The organism is Desulfosporosinus shakirovi (assembly GCF_020595055.1).
Lineage (GTDB): Bacteria > Bacillota > Desulfitobacteriia > Desulfitobacteriales > Desulfitobacteriaceae > Desulfosporosinus > Desulfosporosinus shakirovi.
In genome coordinates this window covers 100,535-123,366 of record NZ_JAJDOO010000013.1, presented here as the reverse complement: position 1 = coordinate 123,366, position 22,832 = coordinate 100,535, and the positions used below count along the sequence as shown (strand labels likewise).

Sequence of the window (22,832 nt, the reverse complement as noted above, 5' to 3'; positions counted from 1 at the left end):
AAGGTTGCTTAAAATATATATTGAGGTGTTAATTATGACTGAGAAAGCTCAAAGGATGCTTAACTATTTAGCCAACCACAATACTATGATCCTTTCTACTTATGGGGAAGACGGACCTTGGGCTACTCCAGTTTTCTTTGTCAATCGTGGATTCTACATCTATTTTTTGTCAGAACTTACGTCGAGACACAGCAGTAACTTGCGAGATAATCCCCTGACAGCGGCGGCAATTACTGAAGACTATCAAGATCCGAAAAAGATTCAAGGCCTTCAACTGAAAGGGAAGGCCTACCTTGTGAAAAACCTCAAAGAGACAGCAGTCGTTTTGGCTGCTTATTATAAGAAGTATCCTTTTGCTCTGCAGATTTTACAAAATCCCAGTGCCTTTAAGGGAGTTTCTAAGGCCCGTTGGCACTGCATAATACCTCAGTTTTTGAAATTCACGGATAATACTATAAAATTTGGCGAACATATTGAGTTGAATTTAAAGGATGATGAAACTGGAGATGGTTATGAGCTGTCTGAAGCCCAAGCAAACTTGGATACATGATGTTTTAGATTGGAAAGAAAAACCTATCAATATCACTTTATCAGAATCAGTGCCGGAAGTGGTCAAAGAAAAATGGGATGAGTATGGTTTTAAGGATGCATTCAGTTACAAGGCCTAAAATAAGTTCAATAGTTTGCTGAGTTCTTATAGACAGACTTGGGTGAGAATCAGGTTATTTCTTAAAACCAAGAAGTATACAAAATCTGACAAGGATTAAAGAATCTTTGTCAGATTTTCCTTATTGCAATTGCAAAAGTACATATCGATGTAATGCTATGGAATTAATAGGGGAAAATGGTAACTAAGAGTATTTTCAAGAAAGATATGTCGAGGCTGGAAGGGATTTATTAATGGACAGAGAAAGAAGAAGAATTGTGTGTTAGGAATCTTATATTGAGTTGAAAGTTGTGAGTTTAGAATTGAGAAGCGTGAATTATCCGAGAAGAATAACCCTGAAGAGAAATAACAAGTCACGACTATCAGGTTTCACATTATGGGAAGTTCTGGTTGTCCTTTTCCTTATGGGAGTTATTCTAACCTCATTTACCCCTTATTATTACGGTTCAGCCTCCAAACATGTTCGCTTGCAAATGAATCGGGCTAATATCCAAAGAATCGAAGGAGCCGTCCAGCTTTACAAGATTGATGTCGGTACTTATCCACACAGTGTAACTGATTTAGTATCTGCCCAAAAGAGCATGAGTGATTGGCAAGGTCCCTACCTTAATGAAATTCCAATCAATCCTTTTAACTCTGAACAAAGTTACCACCTTGATTCGTCGGGGCGAGTCGACAACTCCGCGGCTGATTAATGGTCTAACCTTCGTTAACTTAGAGAGATGACATGGTTTTTAATTGGGAAATGGATAAAAACGTGGCTGAAACTGTGGAGGGGGGGAGGGAGCATCCCAAAAAGCAATAACTTCGGCACTGCGAAGGGATATGTTTTATTTGATGTATTATTGGCCCTGTTTCTCTTTTCTTTAGGATTTGGGGTTCTTTTTGAATTGACAGTTGAGGCCCTTTCAGAATCTCGCCGGGCTACAACCCTTATGGAGGGTGCTAATCTGGCTCAAGCGACAATGGATCACTTGGCAGTCCATAAGTGGAGGGATGCTATCGCTGAGGGTAATTGTATCCCAGGCAGAACAATAGAAGGAACAGATGGGAAATTCCGTTGGATAATATGTTCAGAATGGCATGACACCCCCCAACTATTGAAAGTAAGTGTAGCAGTCATTTGGACGGAACGGGGAAATCCGTATCAATATAAGTTGGAGAGCCTTTATGCGGTTGAATAGGCGGAGGGATCATTTAGAATGCGGGTTAACCCTTTTGGAAGTGTTGGCGGCCTTATTGATTTCGGGCATTTTCTTATTGACTGCCATGCGGCTGTTTACAGATCAATGGCGTGGAGCACATGCTCTCAAGAATCACTTGGAAGCACATTATGCCGTTATGACGGCTGGAAAGACGGTCTCTGATGCAATTCGCATGTCCGAAACTGCAAGTTGGGCAGATCCCGGTGTGTTAAAGGTGTTACCTTTAGCAGATGATTCTAACCCTCAGCCAAGGCTTGATTCCTATTTTATCGATGATTTAGACGGTGATGGACGGAAAGATCTATATTGGAGTCATGCAGAAATGCCACAACCGGTGGCGAGCTGTATGATTGGATGGAAATGTGCGGAGGTGGAGCCGGGATTGTGGGAAATTTTCTTACAGGCAAACGTGAATGGGCAAATTGTCACTTGGCAAACGCTTATCAGACGACGGGTATTTTATCCTGCTTCATAAATACCCCCGGATTTCTAATTAGAAGACTGGCCAAGATAATGGTGCAGAATCCATCAGGGTATATAAGCCTTCTTGTTCTTCTGCTGTTAACCTCCTTTTCGGGGCTGGGGATGGAGGTCTATCTAAAGGCCAACGCAGAGAACCGCATGGTAAAACGTGAAACTCAAAGCAGACAAGCCCTCTACATTGCTGAGGGAGGGATTGAGTGGGCCAAAGCCCATTTGCTGGTTAATCCCGAACTGCATCAGGGGAGTTTGTCATTTGATACTGGGCAGGTCGATATCCTAATTGAGTTTAGTGAAGGGGAGTATAAAGTGACGTCTAAAGGACTTTCAGGATTAGCTGTTCGAAGAATTGAGGAGCGGTTAGAGTTAGTTAATGGAACTTGGGTCATTAAGGGTTATCAGGAATTGCATTGGTGACGTCATGAAAAGCAATCATGAATTTGGTCAGTTTTTAGTAGCTAATGGCTTTCTTGATAAAGTTGGATTATCTGCTGGGTTAGAATCAGCCTTACAGACCGGAGAATCTATTGAGGATGCGCTTGTGCGTATAGGTGCGTTAAACCGAGCGGGTTTATCGAAGGCTGTCAGACAATATTTAGGGATCCCGGAAGTAAAACTGACCAGGGTCGCAATTGACCCTGCTGTAGCAGGACTAATTTCTGAAGAAATCGCTCGCCGTTACACCCTTATCCCCTTTGAACGGTATTCCGGAGTTTTGAGAGTCGCCATGTTAGATCCCACCCATGAACGGGCCCTCCGGGATGTCAGAATGTTTACAGGGCTGGAAATTGAGCCTGTATTTGCTATGAAGGAAGAAATCGAGGGTGCAATTCGACAGTGTTTAACGGTAGAACAATCTGTCGCCCGTCTGGCAAACCTTGCAGAGGATGTTTTGGAAAATCAAGGCGGTTGGTCGGTCGAGTTTTCCGAGACTGCTGAGTTAGCTTCCCAAGAGGACGAGGCACCAACTCTTAAATTCGTTCATTCCGTGTTACACGAGGCTGTTGTGCAGGGAGTTAGCGATATTCATTGGGAACCCCGTAAAAGTGCTTTTGTGGTGCGCTACCGAATTGACGGTAAACTTATCAGAAAACATGATCTCTCGGCCAAGGCCGCTCGGAGTATTGTTTCCAGCCTGAAAGTGATGGCTCAAATGGATGTGGCAGAACGGCGATTTCCTCAAGATGGCCGAATGACGTTTAACGCGGGTCCTCAGCGCGTTGATCTGCGAATGTCCTCAATGCCTACTGTGTATGGGGAAAAAATAGTTGTGCGAATTTTAGACCCGGAGATGGCTCAGCGTCCGCTTAATGATCTGGGAATGCGCTTAGAGGTTGAGACGGGAGTACAAGCCTTATTGAAACGTCCCAATGGGCTGATACTGGTGGTGGGTCCAACGGGAAGCGGCAAGACCACTACCCTCTATGCCCTGCTCAGAGAATTAAACGCTGAGGAGCAAAATATTATTTCCATTGAAGAACCTGTCGAATATCAACTGTCTGGGGTGAATCAGGTACAAGTTAACCTTCCCGCAGGACTCAGCTTTCCTGTTGGGTTAAAACATATCTTGCGTCAAGATCCGGATGTGATCATGATTGGAGAAATCCGTGATGAAGAAACAGCGAGAATCGCCATCACTGCTTCCCTTACGGGACATTTAGTTTTATCAACGTTACATACTAATACGGCGGCAGAGGCCTTGGCTCGGCTCATTGATATGGGGGTAGAACCTTATCTCTTAGCCTCGGCGGTTAGTGGGGTATTATCTCAACGCCTGGTGCGCCGGTTGTGTGAAGAGTGTAAGATTAAGTATAAGGTTTCAGAGGCGGAGAAAAGGGTACTCCGTTTACCGGGGTCAGTCGACCAACTGCATGGTGCTGTGGGATGCCCGGATTGTCTGGGGACTGGATTTCGAGGCAGGATTGGGGTACATGAATTTTTGCTGTATAATCAGGAGATTAAAGAACTCGTCCTATCTATGCAAAATGCCAGAGACATTGAACAACAAGCGATGGTTTCCGGGATGCTTACGGTTTTTGAAGATGGGATGTTTAAGGTAATCCAAGGACTTACGACCGTGGAGGAAGTGTTACGTGTTACCACTTGATGCCGTAAAGCCCCTAGTTTCAACTATGGGGATATAAGGCAATTCTAAAGATTTCGTTGTATTATGTAGGTGTGTTTAGATCCGGAATACAAGGATAAGAGGAGACGGAAGAATGTTTTCATTAAAAGAGCTTTTGCTTTTGGCTGGAGAGAATAAGGCGTCAGACATTCATTTGACAGTGGAGAGCCCGCCGGTTTTACGTATTAATGGTTCACTGGTTCAAAATCAGATGGAAAAACTTTCTCAGGCAGATTTAAGTAATTTTGCCCAATCTCTGATGGATGAAAAGCAAGCCAAACGGTTTGTTGAATATGGGGAATTAGACCTATCCTATAGTTTGGCAGGGGTTGGACGTTATCGGGTTAATATATTTCGTCAGAGAGGATCTATCGGAATAGTTATTCGCTTGATTCCTTTTGTCATTCCCAGTCCGGAAGAGTTAGGACTTCCGCCAGTAAGTATTGAGCTGGCTAAACTGCATAAAGGGTTAGTCCTAGTGACTGGCCCAACCGGAAGTGGTAAATCAACTACTTTAGCATCCCTCGTCGACTATATTAATCGAACAAGGGCTTGCCACATCGTGACTATCGAAGATCCCATCGAATATTTACACAGACATAAACTGAGTTTAGTCAATCAACGGGAGGTTGGTAACGATACCCATTCATTTACGAATGCCCTGCGAGCGGTTTTGCGTCAAGATCCGGATGTGATTTTGGTTGGAGAAATGCGGGATTTAGAAACTATCGCTACCGCTGTTACAGCCGCTGAAACTGGGCACTTGGTTTTTAGCACCCTTCATACAAATGACGCAACCCAGTCGGTGGACCGGATGATTGATGTTTTTCCGCCTCACCAGCAGCAGCAAATTCGGGTGCAACTGGCGGCAGTATTACAGGGAATTATGTCTCAACAATTGTTTCCTAGAGAAGATCAGCAAGGAAGAGTGGCCGCTATCGAGGTTATGATGGCTACGCCAGCGGTTCGCAGCCTTATAAGGGAAGGCAAAACTCATCAGCTTCCAACGGTTATCCAAACGAATGCCAAGTTAGGAATGCAAACTATGGATAAGGCAATTATGGATTTAGTGCAAAGGGGTCTAGTGTCTTACGAAGTGGCTCAGGAAAAGATGCAGAGCCCTGACAGCATGAGGAGATGAGCAGGCGGTATTTTCTGTGGAAAGCTGTCGACTTAAATGGAAAAATTCGGCACGGAGCATGGGCGGGTGATGAGAGTACTGAGGTTCAAACCCGCTTAAGGAAGGCAGGATACTTCCCTGTATGGGTTCGAGCAACCCTGAATTGGAAGAATGTATTATTGCCGGCCAGAGTTAATTTAAAGTGGAGCAGTTTCGCTCGTCGCTTAGCTACCTTATTGGAAGCGGGAATTCCCATACTTCAGGCTTTGGAAATGATGACCTCCTCTGAAGAGAAAAGATCTTTTGAGCAGGACCAATGGAAAAGCGTTAAGGAACGAGTGGAATCAGGCAGTGACTTATCAGAGGCTTTGGCCCTTGTGAATCCTTCCCCTAAGGCATTTGTACTCTCCATGATTAAAGCGGGGGAATACACGGGAACTGTCGGAAAGGTTCTCAGTGAAGTGGCAGATGAGTTAGATCAGGAACAGGTTTATCAGCAAAAGGTTAAGGCTGCTCTAGCCTATCCAATGCTTTTATTTTCTGCCGTTATCCTGGTACTATATGTTCTTTCCGTGTGGGTTCTTCCTATGTATGAAAAACTGTTTTTAAGTGTAGGCGCCACTGAATTACCCTTTTTGACTAGAGTCATTTTTGCCGGCAGTCAAAAACTTCCCCTTTTCTTAGGGGGGGGTGTCGGATTAGTAGGCGGTGGTTTGCTGGTTTTTAAATTTACCAGCCCGGATCACTGGAAAATTCGTTTAGACAAGTTGCTGGGTCGCGCTCCACTCATCGGAAAGGTCTATCGTCTCGGGGATTTAGTTCAGTTTAGCAGAATGTTGGCCCGCTTATTAGGTGCCGGAATTTCCTTGTTAGAAGCCCTGCGTCTCACAGCAGGATCGTTGCACAGCCAGGAGATGCTGGCTTTAACAAACCATCTCGTACTAAATGTTCGTCAGGGAAGGAGAATGGCACCTTTGCTGCGTTCCAGTGGAATCTTTCCCAAGGAAGGGGCTGAAATGATAGGAATTGCCGAGGAAGCGGGTCAACTGGATCAGATGCTGCATTATGTCACACGGATTTTTCGCCGCGAACTTGAGGAACACCTGGATCGTTTAATGGGTATGCTTGGACCGGTTTTGATTCTTGCTTTAGCTGGGCTGATCAGCCTTGTTGCTGGCGGGGTTATGCTTCCTGTCTTTGATCTCAGTTCACATCTTGAATAGCAGATTTTTCTGCTCTCCAATATCCAAATCAGAAATTGGGCAATCACGGCAAGGGTGGAGCCTTCTCCTGGACTTGTCCCAGAATCTTACGCGCGTACGATTCTAGGACAAGCCCGGCCGAGTCTGACCTTAGCTATTTGGTTTGCGATACATGGTTTTTAACTCCATGTGCACGTTTTCTCACGCCAAAGGTTATTTTTTTAGGCACATATATTACGCAAAACTACCCTTACTAAAGTGTAGACTTTACGATAAATTTGCAAACCCCACTTAAGATTATCTGATGAGGAAGGGGTTATTTAAGATGAAGGAGGAGAAAAGTGTGAATTATCTCGAACGGGACAAAGGGTTTACCCTAATCGAAGTGTTGGCCGTGATCATTATCATTGCCGGGCTGGCAGCTATAGCGATCCCAAAATTGGTGTCAAGTACAGCAAACGCACGGCAAAAAGCAGATGTGGCGACAGCGCACCAAGTTAAAGCCGCCTTGGATCGATATCAAGTTGAAAATGGAACATATCCCGAAAACTTGAAGGATGATGATGGTGTGGTAACTGCTGCTGGATTTATTCCCAATTACATTAGTAAATTGGACACAACCACAACACAACAGGTAGCAGAGGGTAAAGAAGGTTTTGGAGTGGAAACCCTTGAAGCGGTTGATACAGATGAAACTGATGAAACGGTGCTTGTCATTCCGGACGCTTTACAGCCTACCAATATAATCATGATCTATCTGGCCAGCAACGGTTTGGCCGCAGAAGTTCGAGCGTATGATGGGGAGTTAAAAGAAATCCTATGGACCTCTTCTGTTGATTAGTTATTTAATTAATTGGCAAGTAAATCCCCTATTTAGCACGAGTACGTTTAATATTTATAGCTGGATGGAAGCAGAAGTGCAACCGGAAAGGATGATACTTCATGATGAGTATGACGGCAGGGCTTGCAGAACTCTCAATACTCTCAATGGTGCTGGGACTCATAATCGGAAGTTTTCTGAATGTAGTCATTTATCGTGTCCCCCGTGGGGAATCTATCGTATCCCCAGGCTCTCATTGTCCTGCTTGCGGACATGCATTACGGGCATGGGAACTCATACCTGTGCTTAGCTTTCTAATTCAAAAAGGACAGTGTCGTGAATGTCAGGCACGTATTTCTTGGCGTTATCCGGCCATTGAACTTCTAACGGGAATCCTTTTCTTTTTGACCGCCTACGTTAGTATTGATTCGGGGGTCCACCCAGCCCGGCTGGTCTTAAACCTAGCTTTCGTAGCAGTGCTGATTGCTTTATCCTTTATTGATTTAGATACCTTTCGTCTGCCGGATGTTCTTACCCTTCCCCTCTTAGGGTTTGGAATCTTAGGAGCTTTTCTTATACCGGGAAGCCCTGGCGGCTGGGAGAGTGTGCTTAGTGCTCTGGGCGCAGGGGGAGTGTTCCTGTTGATTGCGCTGGCCTATCCGCAAGGAATGGGTCTGGGAGATGTCAAGTTGGTGGCGGCCTTGGGTGCCTTCTTAGGGTTTCCTGCAATTTTTTTATCAGTTTTTAGCGGAAGTTTTATTGGAGCATTAGCAGGAATTTTTCTCCTGATCACAGGTCAAAAGCGCTTTCGGCAGCAGATTCCCTTTGGGCCCTATCTGGCCTTAGGGGCTATATTTACATTATTATGGGGAACCCAAATCTTTGACTGGTACTGGACTTGGATAAGATAATATTTATGCACCATAATCGAACCTCATTTTAAGGGGGGGCTTAAATGCGAAAAAGTTCCATGGTCTTTGAAGTGACTGATGGAGAGATTCGAGGGTTTTGTTTTTCCATCCCTCCTTTTAGAAAACTGGTTCATAATTCTTCAATGGTCAAATTTGACCGCATTCCAATTCCGACCGGGATTATTGAGCAGGGAATTGTACGGGACGAAAACTCTCTAATAGGCATTTTATCGACTTATCGGTTGCAACATCCAGGCAACTGCCAGAAGGTATACTTAGCTGTTTCTCTGCAACAAGGATTCATAGGGTCATATACCCTGCCTTGGCTTTCTAAATACGATCGAAAATCAGCAATACCTCTCTTAGTTGATGAAGAAATATCGATTCCAAGATCAGATTTACTCTATGATTTCCTTGTTATTTCTGATGAAAAGCATAAGGGCCTGCAGGTTTTATTAGGCGCAACACGTCGAAGCATACTGGAACAGTATGCCTTTATTTTTGGACAAGCGGGTTTTAGCGTTAGTGGAGCAGATTTTGCTTATTCTGTCTTAGGTCAAGCCTTGGGATTTGAAGCAGACAAAGATGTGCTATACCTGCAGGGAGATTCAGGGAGTATCCACATGGCCTTATTTCGAGGAGTGGTTCCAAAAGGTGTACGGTTATTACCTGCTCTTCTATCTAAAGATGCAAATGTGAATGAGGGTCGCGAACAAGGGCGGATTGATGAATGGAAAAACGAAGTTGGACGCTTTCTTTTATACCACCGGACCCAGCAACCAGACTATAATTTAAAACGTTTGGTCTGGAGTGGAGGACCCGAAATTGCTCAACTCGCTCAGGCGTTAGCCGCTTCAAACCATAACTTAAGGGTTGAAGAAGCAATGCTAAAGGATATTCCTGATTCTTGGCAGAAGTTGCTTGAGGATAACAAAGGATTTGCTGAGGTGACCATGGGGTATGGCCTGCGAATCTTATCAGATGGTCCGGGGCTTAACCTATGGTGTCAGCCTGTTGCCAAGCAGAAGGTTAAGAAGACTTATCTTGGTTTAGTCTTTCTGGCCGCGGTATTTTTAATAGCAGGAACTTTGATTTGGTTGTCCCTCTGTCAAAGGGTATTGACTTTGCAAGAGGAAATAACACAGCTATCGACTGAAGGTGCCAGGATTGAGGAGCAGAATCGACAACAAGAAGCTCTAGCGTCGGCTTGGAATAAGGTGAGTATACCCTCGGAAAAAATTGGAGAGAGATTGGCACAAGTCCAAGGCTTGGCGGGCGCAGAATTGAAGATTGAGCAGATTATCTTTAAGCAAGGGAGTTTGTCTGTTCGCGGAAGTGCAAATGACTCCCAAAGTGTTCAAGAAATCATTAACAGTTTGCGGGCTTTAGGATGGGAAGACCCCTCTTTGTCCGGTTATAAGTTGACAGCCCTAAAAAATGTCGAGTTTATTTTAAATGCAAAACAGGGAGGCAACTATGATTAAATACCCTCCTACCCTTTCGATATATCCCTTTTGGCAGCGTCTATCCCTGGGTACTTTAAAGGTTATCTTAGCAGGGGTTTTGATCTGTATTGCGGGTGCATTTTTGGCTCTTTGGCAACCAGCTTATGTAAGAGTGGGCACCTTACAGGAAGAAAAGGCTCACTGGCAGGATGTACGAAGAAAAGGGATAACACAGCCTAATACCATTATTCCCACAATGGATCAGCTGCCCCATATGATTGAGTTGTGTCGAAACGCATTTGCAGATGCGGGCGTGGACGTGGTTTCGTTAAATGTTGAACGGTTTGGGGAGCGGAGAGAGGCGGGCAAAGGTGCAAGGATTGACTATGCTTTAGTTAATTTGCGCTTACTCGGTCAATGGCCAGGAATCGTCACCTCCCTTGCAGCGCTTGAGAAAATGCAAGGAATCAGTATTCATGTTCAAGAGGCGGTGTTAAGTGAAGCAGGTGGAGAAGCTATTTTACAAATCTATTACTGCACAGGTGAGTAAGTTCAAGTTAATGGGATAATAAAGAAATAATTTTCCATAATTAGTAACAAGACATTCTTTCCCTTCCATAGTTTAAGGAGAGGAGGAATGTGACGTGGGCAAGGAATACTGCATTCAACCAGGAGATAATTTTCATGCCTTGGCACAACGCTGGGGTGGAACTTGTGACGATTTTTTAATGGTCAATCCCAGTGTTGATCCACTAAGGCTTCAAATAGGACAGAAAATTGTTCTGCCCGAATTTAAAGGGTCTAAAGGGTTAGAACAGTATGTAAATATTGATGGAGATCAGGGGCAAGAGTTTGTAGGGGAATATCTTGACGAAGTTGAAATGGAAATAGAGGGAGTTCATGTTCGTCTTCGACGCATTGGGGAACCTAAGACTCCCCATGAAATTCATTTTCTGCTGCCGCGAACAGAGATACGCAAAATTCAGCCGGCAGGGGAATGTGGTCCAACAGAAGTGCAAATAATGTTAAGCAACTTAAACGTTATACTCTCTCCGCGCTTGGTGAGTGGGGATGGGGACAGCGCAGAAAAGGGCAGACTAGCGGTTCATACAAAAACTCAAGAGCAAACAACTCCTCAACTATCTCAATCCCAACAGCAGGATCAGAACCAACAAACCCAATTCAATTTTGCCCCTCAATACGGTCAGGGAGCGCAAGCGGCATACTAACAAATTTGGATTAGCTAGGGAAGTCTTCTACAAATAACAAATTATGTGGAAAACTTAGATTTTTAAAGGAGGATGTAACGAAACCTAAAGGTTTCGTTACATCCTCCTTCCCTTATTTTAACCTAAGTTATTTATATGATCAGTCAGGGAATACGGCTGATGCTAGAGTATTTCAAAACAGAACACCGCAAAGAACTCATCTATACTAAGAATCTTGTAATGCACTTATGGATAAAGAGAAAGATTGAGTGATGTGTGACCATAGAAAATGGAATAAATTAAATGATAAAAAAGGGATTGTCGATTGGGAGCGAATAGTATTAGGTCTTGATAAGTTCCTCACAAATAGTTCGTAAAATTATCACAATTCAAGACATGTCGATGTAGCTCAGTGGTGGATTTCTCCCTGCCGGGCCGGGGAATACCCAATAGCGTTACGAGAACCTATAACAGCCGGGGGGCTTTACAGGGTATTTTCGGACAGAAATGGTTTTCCAATCTCGACATGCAACTCGTGAATGATACCTGGGGAAAGGTGCTCTTGGATTCAGCTGGGACAGAACGCCCCTTCATGCTCAAAACCTGACCACCTACGGACTGGATGCCAACGGCTGCACCGTCAGCTTAGACTACGGTCCCTTAGGCTTGCTTAAGACTCTGAGATTATCCAGTAATGAAACCTACGGTTTCAGCTATGACCTGTAAGGCCGGCGCAAGCAGGCAACAGTTTCGAAAACACCCACTGGCCCAATCCTTCATACCTTCGACTATGATTACGATAAGGTAGGAAATCTGATCAGCACTGTCGAAAAGATGGCAGCGGCACGTTTATTGGGAGTATTACCAAACCACTAGCCGGAGACATGTATTCCAAGACGGATGAACTCCTGGGCTTTGACCTCAAGTATACATCCAATCCTACCATAACTTCCGCCTTTCTATATTCCCCCAACAAGTTGGTCGAAAAAGTCGTGGCAGTGAGGAATCAGTTCACCTCAAAAGTAGACGTGAGTCGCCTTACTTCTCTTCCCCTTTCGGATAACCTTATCGTTACAAACTGATCCCATAGTGAGGTTGGTCGAATAGAAATAGATGAAATCCGGTCTTACAAATCGGGCTTGTCCGAGAAACGAATGCGCATTCGATTTTCGGACAAGCCGTCTGTCAAAGTCGATTACCTGTTTGGCCACTAATTGCCTTATTATTCAACGTGTCTATCGTTAATTCATTAATTTCCTGACTTCATCACGGATTATGATATTATGTAAATAATATTGAGGGCGATTGCAATACACTGTTGTCCATTGTCCTTATGCATGGATCACTCCTAAAAATACTATGCTACAATAGAAAATTGTGTTAAAATTTTAAAGGTAGTTAAGGAAGTGATTAAATGGGTAAGATATGGGTGTTTAATGGTCCAAATATCAATTTATTAGGGGTGCGTGAGCCTGAGCATTATGGATCGCAAACATTGGCAGAGATTAATCAGGGAATACTAAGATTAGCTGATGAAGCCAAGATAAACGTTGAGTGCCGGCAAACCAATCATGAGGGGGTTCTCATAGATTGGATTCAAGACTTGACACCTGCTGATTTTTTAATCCTTAATCCTGGGGCTTGGACGCATACGAGTTATGCCATTCGAGATGCTATTAGTGGAGTAAAGGTTCCGGCGGTTGAGGTTCATCTGTCCAATATCCATGCTCGTGAAGCATTTCGAGCCAATTCAGTTATTGCGCCGGTCTGCATCGGACAGATTTCAGGGCTTGGTGCAGAGGGGTATGGATTAGCCATGCGTTATGCTATTGACTACCAAGAGCAGCGGGCATAACGCGCGAATCGGATATTAGAACCACGTACTACAAACCACGAACTACGAAAAGGGGGAGACATTTAGTGAGTCGTCTGCAACAAATGCGTCAACAGATGCACAACGGAAATATCGACGCATATGTTGTAATGCGTCCGGAGAATGGACGATACTTAAGCGGGTTTTCCGGTGGAGAAACCACTTTGTATATTACATTAGAAAAAGCCTTTTTATTGACCGACTTTCGCTACATAGAACAAGCCAAAGCCCAGGCCCCTGAGTTTGAAATTATTGACGCGGGGCAGGACCACTTTACGACTTTGTCAGAAGTCGGACAACAGGCACAAAGGGTTGGCTTTGAAGGGGACTTTATCACATATGCGGACTTTGGCAAATTAAAGGATGCCTTTTCACAAGCAGAACTTATCTCATTACCTGATCTTGTCAGTCACCTGCGTTCGATAAAGGATAGTTCTGAGATTGAGTTGATTCGACAAGCAGTTAAGATTGCAGATATGGCGTTTGATGAAGCATTAAAAACCATAGAAATCGGACAGACGGAGGAAGAAATTGGCCTCAACTTAGAATTTTCTATGCGCCGGGCTGGTGCAAGCGGAGGGTCATTCGAATTCATCGTGGCTTCGGGTGTTCGTTCAGCGATGCCTCATGGGACAGCCAGTTCAAAGAGAGTTCAATTAGGAGAGTTCCTGACAATGGATTTCGGAGCGATTTATCAAGGTTACTGCTCAGATATCACTCGAACTGTGTTCATCGGCGATCCGGAGGACAAGCATCGGCAGGTTTATGCTACTGTCTTGGCTGCCCAGCGGGCAGGGATTCAAGCAGTTGCTCCGGGACGAACCGGAAAAGAAGTAGATGCTGTAGCCCGCGCGATGATCGAAAAGGCCGGTTATGGAGATTACTTCGGACATGGATTGGGACACTCTGTTGGACTGGCTATCCATGAAGGTCCGAATCTAAATAAAAGGGAAGAACGCTTGCTGGAGCCGGGTATGGTCATTACCGTCGAACCTGGTATCTATATCCCTAATTGGGGCGGTGTCCGGATTGAAGATATTGTTTTGGTGACAGAAAACGGCTGTGAAGTATTAACTAAAGCACCGAAAGAATTCATTATTTTCGAGTAAATTTTGTCCTAATGCTAACTGTTGGATAACATCTTTCGCAAGCACCGCCGAGGAAGCACGAAGATTCAGACCGGAAAGAACCTTACCGGAATCAGGGATATTGCTTAGGGATATCTAAGTATTAGATGTTAGAAGAGGACAAACTAACTTATACAAGAATTATTAGGGGGAAGAAATAACATGATTTCTACAAACGATTTTAAGACAGGTTTAACCATCGAATTAGATGGTGATGTATTTTCAGTGGTTGAATTCCAACATGTCAAGCCCGGTAAAGGCGCTGCCTTTGTGCGTACGAAATTGAAAAATGTCAAAACCGGCGGAGTTGTGGAGCGGAGGTTTAATGCCGGAGAAAAGGTTGAAAAGGCCCATGTTGAGCGCCGAGAGATGGATTACCTCTATAAAGATGGGGAACACTTTGTGGTCATGGACAAGGAGACCTATGAGCAAACTTCTTTGACAGAGGCTCAAATCGGAGACGGTGTCAAGTGGTTGAAAGAAAACATGACTTTAGGGGTGCTTTTCTTTGACGTGGAGGTCATTGGAGTTGATGTGCCAAATACAGTTCAACTTGCAGTTGCCGCCACTGAACCGGGAGTCAAAGGGGACACGGCTACCGGAGGGACTAAGCCTGCAACCTTGGAAACTGGTACTGTCGTGCAAGTTCCGTTCTTTGTCAATGAGGGAGATGTTTTGATCATTGATACAAGAACCGGAAGCTATGTTCAACGGGCTCAGTAAAACAAGGGGTCAGAGATCAGATGCCGGAAGTCGGAATTGTTGCAATGGAAGACTAGCAAGCCTGAGGGTTTGGTATGGAGTAACCACTTGAACAAAAGTGGGGGTCTTGTAAGTATATAATATGACATGAAAACACCTTCTATGGGGCAAAGTAAGTTTAGTGCTACCATAGGAGGTGTTTTTTTGTTGCCCAATAAGACGTCAAAGCTTAGTGTGATTCCCCTCGGAGGAACCGGAGAAATTGGGAAAAATCTGCTTGTCTTTGAATACGAGGATTCCATTGTAATCATCGATGGGGGGGTAAAGTTCCCGGATGAAGAATTACTTGGCATCGATTTAGTGATTCCCGATATAACCTATTTAGAGAAAAACCGTGACCGTATTAGAGGACTCTTTATTACTCATGGACATGAAGATCATATTGGAGGACTTCCCTTCATTTTGCCTAAATTGAACATTCCTATTTATGGAACTAAATTAGCCTTAGGGTTAGTAGGGGCAAAGTTTCAGGAGCGGACTCCATACCCAGAGTCTTTGATTAACATTCTTGAACCAGGCGTACCCATTCAGGCGGGGGCGTTTAAAGTGGAAGCCTTTCGGGTTACCCACAGTATTCCTGATGCAGTAGGGTATTCTTTACTTACGCCGGTGGGCAGAGTGATTTATACCGGGGACTTTAAGGTCGACTATACGCCGATTGACGGTCAGGACATGGAACTTGGAAAACTGGCAGCTTGGGGGCAGGAAGGGGTGCTGGCTCTGCTTTGCGATTCAACAAACGCAGAGAGGCCCGGTGTTACTGTGTCCGAAATGGCTGTTGGAAAGGCCTTGCGGGAGTGGTTCGAACGGGCTGAAGGGAAGATTATCATGGCTTCCTTTGCTTCGAATGTGCACCGGATTCAGCAAGCGATTGATGCAGCTGCGGATATTGGACGCAAGGTTTGCGTTGTGGGAAGAAGTATGGAAAATGTGGTTCGAACTGCAATAGAACTGGGATATCTGAAATTGCCGGATGAAAATATCTTAGTTCCCAGTGCTGAGGTTGGAAATATGCCATCTGAGAAATTACTCGTGCTCACCACCGGCAGTCAAGGAGAGCCGCTGGCCGCCTTGACGAGGATGGCCACTCGAAGCCATCGGCAGATCAATGTTTTGGCTGGGGACATGGTGATTATGGCGGCAACACCGATACCCGGTAACGAGAAGTTGGTCGGTAAGACAATCAATCATCTTTATCAAATCGGAGCTGAAGTTGTGACCAAAGAAATGGGACAGGTTCATGTGTCCGGACACGCTAATCAAGAAGAGATTAAGCTCGTGATCCGTCTCGTCCAGCCGCGTTTTCTGATACCGCATCACGGTGAAATTCGTCATCAAGTGGGCTTTCGAAAAATCGGTCATTCCCTTGGCTATGCTGACCAAGACATCGCCATAACCCAGCTTGGCTCACGTGTTGAACTTTCTCCAAATCGAATGGAATTTGGCGAGCGTGTGGAAGCGGGAAGTGTTTACATTGACGGGCTGGGTGTAGGAGATGTGGGGCAGGTTGTTCTGCGGGATCGTCAGCAATTGGCACAGGATGGGGTGGTTGTGGTTGTAGCCGCACTTTCCAAGGCCAAGCCTTATAGAATCTTATCCGGGCCTGATATTATTTCAAGAGGATTCACATTTATGAAAGAAGCTGACACCTTAATTGACGGAGCAAAGAAGGAGGTAGTAAATACCTTAGAAAGACAATTTCAGAAAGACCAAATTGAGTGGGGAGTTTTGAAAGCTAACATTCGGGATAGTCTAAGCAAATACTTATGGGATAAGACTCGGAGGCGCCCCATGATTTTGCCCGTGTTACTGCATTATTAGCGCGTTTAGGATTCATTTAAGATAGAGCGCTGCGGAAGGTAATTATAGACCGAAGCGCTCTTATTTATGTGGTCCCTCCTGCAAATAGGGAGAGGGCCTCAATGTTCGACTTAGTTAAGCGGATTTCACAGTGGTCTGACCTTTATTTGCTGTACTTAAGTATAATTGCAGGAATATTAATTTTATTGAAGAATAAAGCAAATACAAAGGAGTGAGCTTATTATGGATTTTAATTGTAAATGGGATTTTAGCAAGATCACTCCTTTGCGGATTGTTATTCTTTATGGGCTGACTGGTTGGATATGGATTCTTTTTTCTGATGGTTCAATAGCTCTAATTATCTCTGATCAACTGGAGCTCCTCAAGTTGTCGACTCTTAAAGGGGGGCTTTTTGTCTTAGTCACGGCGATTTTGCTTTACTTCCTTATTCAATCCGGATATAACTCCCTTCAGAAATCGGAGCAAGCACTAAAAAAAGATTGGGCCGTCTTGGAACGCTATCGGCTTTTGGCTGATGAGGTTCAAGATATAATTATATTTATCAGCCCGGAGGGACAGATTATGGATGCTAATGAAGCAGCAGTGAAACGTTATGGTTATACTCGTCAAGAATTGACCAATATGCCTGTTAATAAGTTGCGTTTGCCGGAGGATCAGTTAACAGTGCCATTCTTTCTTCAAAACGCGCCCAAAGGAATGCGATTTGAACTGAAGCATGTCTGCAAAGATGGCAGTGTATTTCCTATCGACGTTAGCGCTAAGGGGGCAACCTCAAATGGAAAACCGATTATTATAAGTCTCATTCGCGATATTTCTGAACGTAAAAAGGTCGAGGCTGAGATTTGGCTTGAGAAGGAACGGGCCCAGGTTACGTTAGAGTCCATAGGAGATGCCGTGATAACCACTGATGTTCAAGCGAAGATTGAATATTTTAACCCGGTAGCTGAGGCCTTGACAGGTTGGTCGAATAAAGAGGCAATAGGTTTATCTTTAGAAAAAGTGTTTAAGATTATTAATGAAGAAACAGGGGAATCGGTTGAAAGTCCGGTTACCCGCAGTTTAAGAGAAGGTCGGGTTGTCAGCATAGCAGATCAAATCGTTTTGAAAAATAAGCTGGGGAATACAGTTTCAATTGAGGACTCGGCAGCTCCTATACGGGATAGGGATGATACAATAATAGGAGCTGTTTTAGTGTTTCGTGATGTCAGTTATAAGCGGAATCATATGAAAGAACTGGCCCATCAAGCCCAACATGATGCCTTAACTGGGCTCCCTAACCGTTTCTTGTTCAATGAGCATTTAAAGCAGGCATTAGCCCGGGCGAGACGAAAAGAGGGTAAGGTGGCGGTTATGTTCTTGGATTTAGACCGCTTTAAACTGATTAATGATACTATGGGGCACAATCTTGGTGATCAACTCCTCAAAAGCGTAGCAGAGCGCATACATCAGACCTTGCGTGAAGGAGATACGGTGGCCAGGCAGGGTGGGGATGAATTTCTGGTCTTACTTCCTGAGATCAAAGATGAGATGGAAGCAAAAGCAGTGTCAGAACGGATTTTAGGGGTTTTCTCCAAACCAATAATCTTAGAGGACAACGAAATTTACATGAGTGCCAGTATTGGAATTAGCCTCTATCCGGACGATAGCCTCGATAGAGAGACCTTGGTGAAGCAGGCAGATACTGCCATGTACTATGCTAAGGAAAGGGGGCGGAATAACTGCCAGTTTTTCACTCCGGGACTTAATATTAAAGCCAATCAAAGGCTCTCCACCGAAAATAGTCTCCGCAAAGCTTTAATTCGCGGAGAATTTGTCCTGCACTATCAGCCTCAAGTCAATCTGGATACCGGACACATTGTAGGGCTGGAAGCCCTCCTTCGCTGGAACTCAGTCGAGTTGGGACTGGTTTCCCCAGCGGCCTTCATTCCTGTAGCGGAAGAGACAGGTCTGATTATACCTATTGGAGAATGGGTTTTACGAACTGCCTGTGCTCAAAACAAAACCTGGCAAGATCAAGGGTTTATCCCTTTAAGAATAGCAGTCAATATCTCTGCTCGGCAATTTCAAGACCCAGGTTTTATCAAATTAGTTAAACAAGTTCTGCAGGATACTAAATTGGATTCCCAATGGCTAGAACTTGAAATCACCGAGAGAATTGCCATGGAAAAAGGGGAAATTACGCTTGAAATATTGAATGCCTTTAAAGAGTTAGGAGTACGGATTTCGATTGATGATTTCGGAACGGGATTTTCCTCCCTAAATTATTTAAGCCGCATGCCCATTGATACGTTGAAAATAGATCAGACCTTTATTCAGGACATTAGTAGTGGAGATAATGGGAAGGAAGTTGTAACGGCTATAATTCAGCTTGCCAAAAACCTTCAGTTGAATGTGATTGCTGAAGGAGTGGAAACAAATAACCAATGCTCCTTCTTAAAAGACAAGTTGTGTGATGAAATGCAAGGATACCTCTTCAGTAAAGCGGTTCCTTCGGAAGAAGCTGAAAAGTTGTTTGAGCGACTCGCCAAATAAGTTAATATAGTTGCAACAGTTCTATTAAAGCCTGGCACTAAAATGCTTCCCTTAAGGGGAGCATTTTAGTGCCAGGCTTTAATACTTTTTAGCAAGGATTTATGTCTAAAACTTATAAGGTGGACATACCTTCTATCAAGGGGGGCAATGACGTGTCGCTACATTACACTCTATCTGTCGTTCAGGCACCTAAAGTAATGTCAAATTTACAGAAGACCATGAGCCCTCAAAGAGAAGGGAGCCTTCCCAAACTTAATAAGAGTGCGGGTTTATGGAGGGACATGGTCAGATGGTTTGGGGATGATATACGTTCGATTTTGCTTAACCTTAAGGGAGTAGACTTTAATGAAGTCGAAGAGTTGCGTTTGCGAGTGGGGCAACCGCTTTTGGTTCGGACCTTAGACAAGGACCTTTTTATAAACCAAGAAGGGTTAACGGCGAGTCCCCACAAGGCGTACTTCATTAAGCATGAAGATCTGGCTTCGGCCATAGAACGAATGACTCATAGCTCGGTTTATGCTGTAGAAGAGGATCTCAAGCAGGGGTTCATAACCCTTCCGGGAGGGAATCGAGTGGGTGTAACGGGTGAGGCGGTGCTCCTGCATGGTCAAATACAAACAATAAAACACATTTCATCCTTAAATCTTCGTATTGCCAGGGATATTCGGGGACTTAGTTTAAAGGTCCTGCCCTTGTTATTAAGTTCAGATTGCAGCATTTGTCATACACTTATAATTTCTCCTCCTCGTGCCGGTAAGACGACTCTCTTAAGGGATCTTATCCGTTCAATTAGTAATGGGGTTCCTCAAGAAGGATTAAAGGGTCAGACGGTTGGGGTTGTAGATGAACGGGGGGAACTTGCCGGGATGTGGCAAGGTGTGCCGACCTACGACTTGGGATTTCGCACGGATGTTTTAGATGGTTGCCCGAAAGCCAATGGGATGAGCATGATGGTTCGCTCCATGTCTCCTCAAGTGCTGGCTATGGACGAGATTGGCCATACTGACGATGTTATCGCCATAGCGGATGCCTTGCGGACTGGGGTTCGGATTTTGAGTACGGCCCATGCCAGTTCTATAGAAGAAGCACGAAACAGACCGGTTATAAGTCATTTGTTGGATCAGGGAGTTTTTGAACGTTTGGTTGTGTTAAGCAGGCAACATGGACCGGGAACCATAGAAGGAGTTTACGATCTGAGAACAGGGAGGATCCTGTGATGCTTGTACTGGGATGTATTGCACTGATTACCGGATGTGGGTGTTTGGGACTGTGGCTTGCTTATCGGATTCGGCGGCGACCCATGGAGTTACGAGAATGTTCAATGGCTTTGGCACTGTTAGACACTGAAATCCTTTGGGGAGCAACTCCCTTGCCTGAGGCATTCTGTATTCTAAAAGAACGAACAGATTCACCCTGGCAAGATTTTTTTGCCGAACTTCAAGAGCGATTGCAACAGGGTGAGTCGGCAAGCACAGCTTGGAGAGAAACTATGATAACTCGAAATGCTCAATTTTGTCTCAAACCGGAAGACTGGCAAGTGATCGGGGATGTCGGGAAAGGCTTAGGACGGTCTGATCGGACAGAACAGCATAAACAGATCGAACTCGTTCAACGTCAGCTGATTATAATGAAGGAACAAGCGGAAGCGTGGTCGGGTAAACAAGCCAAGATGTGGTCCTATCTGGGCTTTCTGGGCGGACTAGCGGGAGTGCTCATTTTGATTTAACCAAGGAAAGGAGTGGGGGAATGAGCTTTAATTTAATCATTACGGTTGCTGGAATTGGGATTTTGGTAGGAGTTTTAGCATCTGTATTAAATCAATCCGGCCGCAGTGAAATGGCTCAGGGGGTTACAATTATGGGAGTCATTGTAGTCCTGTATATTGTTGTACAGTCTATAGCAGAATTATTTACTCTGGTTAAGAGTGTTTTTAACCTTTACTAGGGGGCTAAAGTGTGGATATATGGCAAATTGTGGGATTAGCCCTGATCGTTACAGTTTTCAGTGTAGTTCTTAAACAGATCCGCCCGGAGATTGCATTACAACTTTCGATCTTAGCAGGTGCATCCATCTTTATTCTTATTCTAAGTAAAGTGCGAGTAATTGTTGATTTACTGCAGACCCTTGCGGATCAAGCAAATATTAGTTCCTATTATTTACTCATTATATTAAAAATTGTCGGTGTGGCTTATCTCGCGGAGTTCGGTGCCCAAATTTGCCGTGATGCCGGAGAAGGTGCCTTAGCTACTAAGATCGAACTTGCTGCCAAAGTCGGGGTGATAATTTTAGCGATTCCTATTATTGTTGCTATTACAGAGTCCTTGGTACGACTTGTTCCGTGAGGTGATATATTTGCCGCGTTTTATGGTGAGTTTAGTGTTATTAGTTTTACTCTTCTGTGGGGCAACTCCTCCGGTATTAGCTGAGGAGGTTCCACCTCAACCACTTGAAAATGTCGATCTTTTGCAAGAGGTTGATTTAAGCCAAATGCGTGGTTTTTTGGAGCAACTGGATAGTGATGTTCAAAAGGCAATGCCGGGATTTTCCTTGGTTCGCACCTTTGAGGATCTTAAGAGTGGAAAGCTGAGTCTGAAACCGGAAAACTTAGGTAGAACATTGTTGACGGTATTGGGTCATCAACTATTAGGGACTGCACCCCTAATCGGTAAGCTGCTTATCTTAGCCGTACTGGGGGCTGTTCTGGGACAACTTCAAGCAGCTTTTGGCGGAAGTGTCGGCAAAACTGCTCGGGTCATGACTTATCTGGTTCTCCTGAGCTTGGCCATAACTTCATTTAGAGAGGCCTTAGAGATAGCTACCGGAACGATTGATCAAATGGTAGGTCTGATGCAAACTATGTTTCCGGTGATACTGACATTGTTAATTACAATGGGAAACTTGACCAGTGCAGCTTTGTTCAAACCGCTCATTATGGGTAGTTTGACAGTCCTGGCGACAATTGTAAAAACGGTTATTATACCCCTCTTTTTTCTAGCCGCAGTACTTAAGCTTTTTAACCAAATCTCTGAACAATTTAAGCTCGGTAAGCTGGCCGGACTCTTTGAATTCGCTGGTAAACTGTCTCTGGGTGTAATTATGACTGTTTTTATCGGAGTCATGACGGTTCAGGGGGTAACGGGTGGAGTTGCAGACAGCGTTGTTTTTCGTACAGCCAAGTATTCTGCTGATCTCGTCCCGGTCGTCGGGAAGTTCTTCAAAGATGCAGTTGAACTTGTAATTACGTCGGGTTTACTTTTAAAAAACGCAGTCGGGATTGTTGCCTTGCTGGCAATTATTGTGATTTGTTTGGGACCTTTGATCAAAATCTTAGCAATGATCCTCGTATTTCGAATTTCGGCGGCTCTCATTGAGCCTCTTGGTGAAAAGCCACTTGCGGATAGTCTTCAAGAAATGTCAAAAAGTTTAATTTTAATTTTAGTTTCTGTTGCGTCAGTCGGAATTATGTTTTTTATGGCCGTTGCTGTCGTCGTTGGGACGGGAACCTTTTCAGTGATGTTGCACTAAGGAGGAGAG

At 44.4% G+C, this 22,832-nt stretch carries 24 protein-coding genes; all 24 read left to right on the top strand.

Annotated features, from left to right (window positions below; translation table 11 throughout):
• The first annotated feature begins 34 nt into the window (after positions 1–34).
• The 24 genes from LJE72_RS13370 (at position 35) to spoIIIAE (ending at position 22,823) form a co-directional block, all read left to right on the top strand.
• Positions 35–550, top strand: a complete 516-nt coding sequence (locus tag LJE72_RS13370) for a pyridoxamine 5'-phosphate oxidase family protein (protein WP_229248109.1) — start codon at positions 35–37, stop codon at positions 548–550.
• Between the two features lie 407 nt (positions 551–957).
• Complete coding sequence (locus tag LJE72_RS13365) at positions 958–1,362, top strand: competence type IV pilus major pilin ComGC (protein WP_229248108.1); 405 nt, start codon at positions 958–960, stop codon at positions 1,360–1,362.
• Positions 1,363–1,389: 27 nt separating this feature from the next.
• Positions 1,390–1,851, top strand: coding sequence for a hypothetical protein (locus tag LJE72_RS13360; protein ID WP_229248107.1), 462 nt, complete (start codon positions 1,390–1,392; stop codon positions 1,849–1,851).
• A complete protein-coding gene (locus tag LJE72_RS13355) occupies positions 1,838–2,347 on the top strand; it encodes a prepilin-type N-terminal cleavage/methylation domain-containing protein (RefSeq protein WP_229248106.1) in 510 nt (169 codons plus the stop codon). The genes LJE72_RS13360 and LJE72_RS13355 overlap by 14 nt, the downstream gene beginning before the upstream one ends.
• Positions 2,257–2,769 (top strand): hypothetical protein, encoded by a 513-nt coding sequence (locus LJE72_RS13350; protein ID WP_229248105.1) that lies wholly within the window; start codon positions 2,257–2,259, stop codon positions 2,767–2,769. The genes LJE72_RS13355 and LJE72_RS13350 overlap by 91 nt, the downstream gene beginning before the upstream one ends.
• Before the next feature lie 4 nt (positions 2,770–2,773).
• Positions 2,774–4,459 (top strand): ATPase, T2SS/T4P/T4SS family, encoded by a 1,686-nt coding sequence (locus LJE72_RS13345; protein WP_396391046.1) that lies wholly within the window; start codon positions 2,774–2,776, stop codon positions 4,457–4,459.
• A 112-nt stretch (positions 4,460–4,571) separates the two neighbouring features.
• Complete coding sequence (locus tag LJE72_RS13340) at positions 4,572–5,618, top strand: type IV pilus twitching motility protein PilT (protein ID WP_229248101.1); 1,047 nt, start codon at positions 4,572–4,574, stop codon at positions 5,616–5,618.
• A complete protein-coding gene (locus LJE72_RS13335) occupies positions 5,615–6,820 on the top strand; it encodes a type II secretion system F family protein (protein ID WP_229248100.1) in 1,206 nt (401 codons plus the stop codon). The genes LJE72_RS13340 and LJE72_RS13335 overlap by 4 nt, the downstream gene beginning before the upstream one ends.
• A gap of 322 nt (positions 6,821–7,142) precedes the next feature.
• The gene (locus LJE72_RS13330; RefSeq protein ID WP_229248099.1) at positions 7,143–7,640 is read left to right on the top strand and encodes a type II secretion system protein; all 498 of its coding nucleotides are present in this window, start codon (positions 7,143–7,145) and stop codon (positions 7,638–7,640) included.
• A 101-nt stretch (positions 7,641–7,741) separates the two neighbouring features.
• Positions 7,742–8,530 carry a prepilin peptidase gene (locus LJE72_RS13325; protein WP_229248098.1) on the top strand — a complete coding sequence of 263 codons (789 nt, stop codon included), beginning with the start codon at positions 7,742–7,744 and terminating at the stop codon, positions 8,528–8,530.
• A 44-nt stretch (positions 8,531–8,574) separates the two neighbouring features.
• A complete protein-coding gene (locus LJE72_RS13320) occupies positions 8,575–10,014 on the top strand; it encodes a type IV pilus biogenesis protein PilM (protein WP_229248097.1) in 1,440 nt (479 codons plus the stop codon).
• Positions 10,007–10,525: a hypothetical protein gene (locus LJE72_RS13315; protein WP_229248096.1), complete on the top strand. Its 519-nt coding sequence runs from the start codon at positions 10,007–10,009 to the stop codon at positions 10,523–10,525. Before LJE72_RS13320 ends, LJE72_RS13315 begins: the two co-directional genes overlap by 8 nt.
• A 94-nt stretch (positions 10,526–10,619) precedes the next feature.
• Positions 10,620–11,204 carry a LysM peptidoglycan-binding domain-containing protein gene (locus LJE72_RS13310; RefSeq protein WP_229248095.1) on the top strand — a complete coding sequence of 195 codons (585 nt, stop codon included), beginning with the start codon at positions 10,620–10,622 and terminating at the stop codon, positions 11,202–11,204.
• A gap of 391 nt (positions 11,205–11,595) precedes the next feature.
• Positions 11,596–11,790, top strand: coding sequence for a DUF6531 domain-containing protein (locus LJE72_RS26765; RefSeq protein WP_396391034.1), 195 nt, complete (start codon positions 11,596–11,598; stop codon positions 11,788–11,790).
• Between the two features lie 807 nt (positions 11,791–12,597).
• Positions 12,598–13,038 carry a type II 3-dehydroquinate dehydratase gene (aroQ, locus tag LJE72_RS13305; protein WP_229248093.1) on the top strand — a complete coding sequence of 147 codons (441 nt, stop codon included), beginning with the start codon at positions 12,598–12,600 and terminating at the stop codon, positions 13,036–13,038.
• 65 nt (positions 13,039–13,103) lie between these two features.
• Positions 13,104–14,165 (top strand): M24 family metallopeptidase, encoded by a 1,062-nt coding sequence (locus tag LJE72_RS13300; RefSeq protein WP_229248091.1) that lies wholly within the window; start codon positions 13,104–13,106, stop codon positions 14,163–14,165.
• A 180-nt stretch (positions 14,166–14,345) separates the two neighbouring features.
• Positions 14,346–14,906: an elongation factor P gene (gene efp, locus LJE72_RS13295; RefSeq protein ID WP_073030333.1), complete on the top strand. Its 561-nt coding sequence runs from the start codon at positions 14,346–14,348 to the stop codon at positions 14,904–14,906.
• A 183-nt stretch (positions 14,907–15,089) separates the two neighbouring features.
• Positions 15,090–16,766: a ribonuclease J gene (locus tag LJE72_RS13290; RefSeq protein ID WP_229248089.1), complete on the top strand. Its 1,677-nt coding sequence runs from the start codon at positions 15,090–15,092 to the stop codon at positions 16,764–16,766.
• A gap of 222 nt (positions 16,767–16,988) precedes the next feature.
• Positions 16,989–19,298: a sensor domain-containing protein gene (locus LJE72_RS13285; RefSeq protein WP_229248088.1), complete on the top strand. Its 2,310-nt coding sequence runs from the start codon at positions 16,989–16,991 to the stop codon at positions 19,296–19,298.
• A gap of 152 nt (positions 19,299–19,450) precedes the next feature.
• Positions 19,451–20,515, top strand: a complete 1,065-nt coding sequence (gene spoIIIAA, locus LJE72_RS13280) for a stage III sporulation protein AA (RefSeq protein WP_229248086.1) — start codon at positions 19,451–19,453, stop codon at positions 20,513–20,515.
• Positions 20,515–21,024: a stage III sporulation protein AB gene (locus LJE72_RS13275; protein ID WP_229248129.1), complete on the top strand. Its 510-nt coding sequence runs from the start codon at positions 20,515–20,517 to the stop codon at positions 21,022–21,024. The genes spoIIIAA and LJE72_RS13275 overlap by 1 nt, the downstream gene beginning before the upstream one ends.
• A gap of 20 nt (positions 21,025–21,044) precedes the next feature.
• Entirely contained in the window at positions 21,045–21,242 is a 198-nt protein-coding gene (gene spoIIIAC / locus LJE72_RS13270; protein WP_007779978.1) for a stage III sporulation protein AC, read from the top strand.
• An 11-nt stretch (positions 21,243–21,253) separates the two neighbouring features.
• Positions 21,254–21,640: a stage III sporulation protein AD gene (gene spoIIIAD / locus LJE72_RS13265; RefSeq protein WP_229248085.1), complete on the top strand. Its 387-nt coding sequence runs from the start codon at positions 21,254–21,256 to the stop codon at positions 21,638–21,640.
• A 10-nt stretch (positions 21,641–21,650) separates the two neighbouring features.
• Entirely contained in the window at positions 21,651–22,823 is a 1,173-nt protein-coding gene (spoIIIAE, locus tag LJE72_RS13260; protein ID WP_229248084.1) for a stage III sporulation protein AE, read from the top strand.
• Positions 22,824–22,832: the final 9 nt, after the last annotated feature.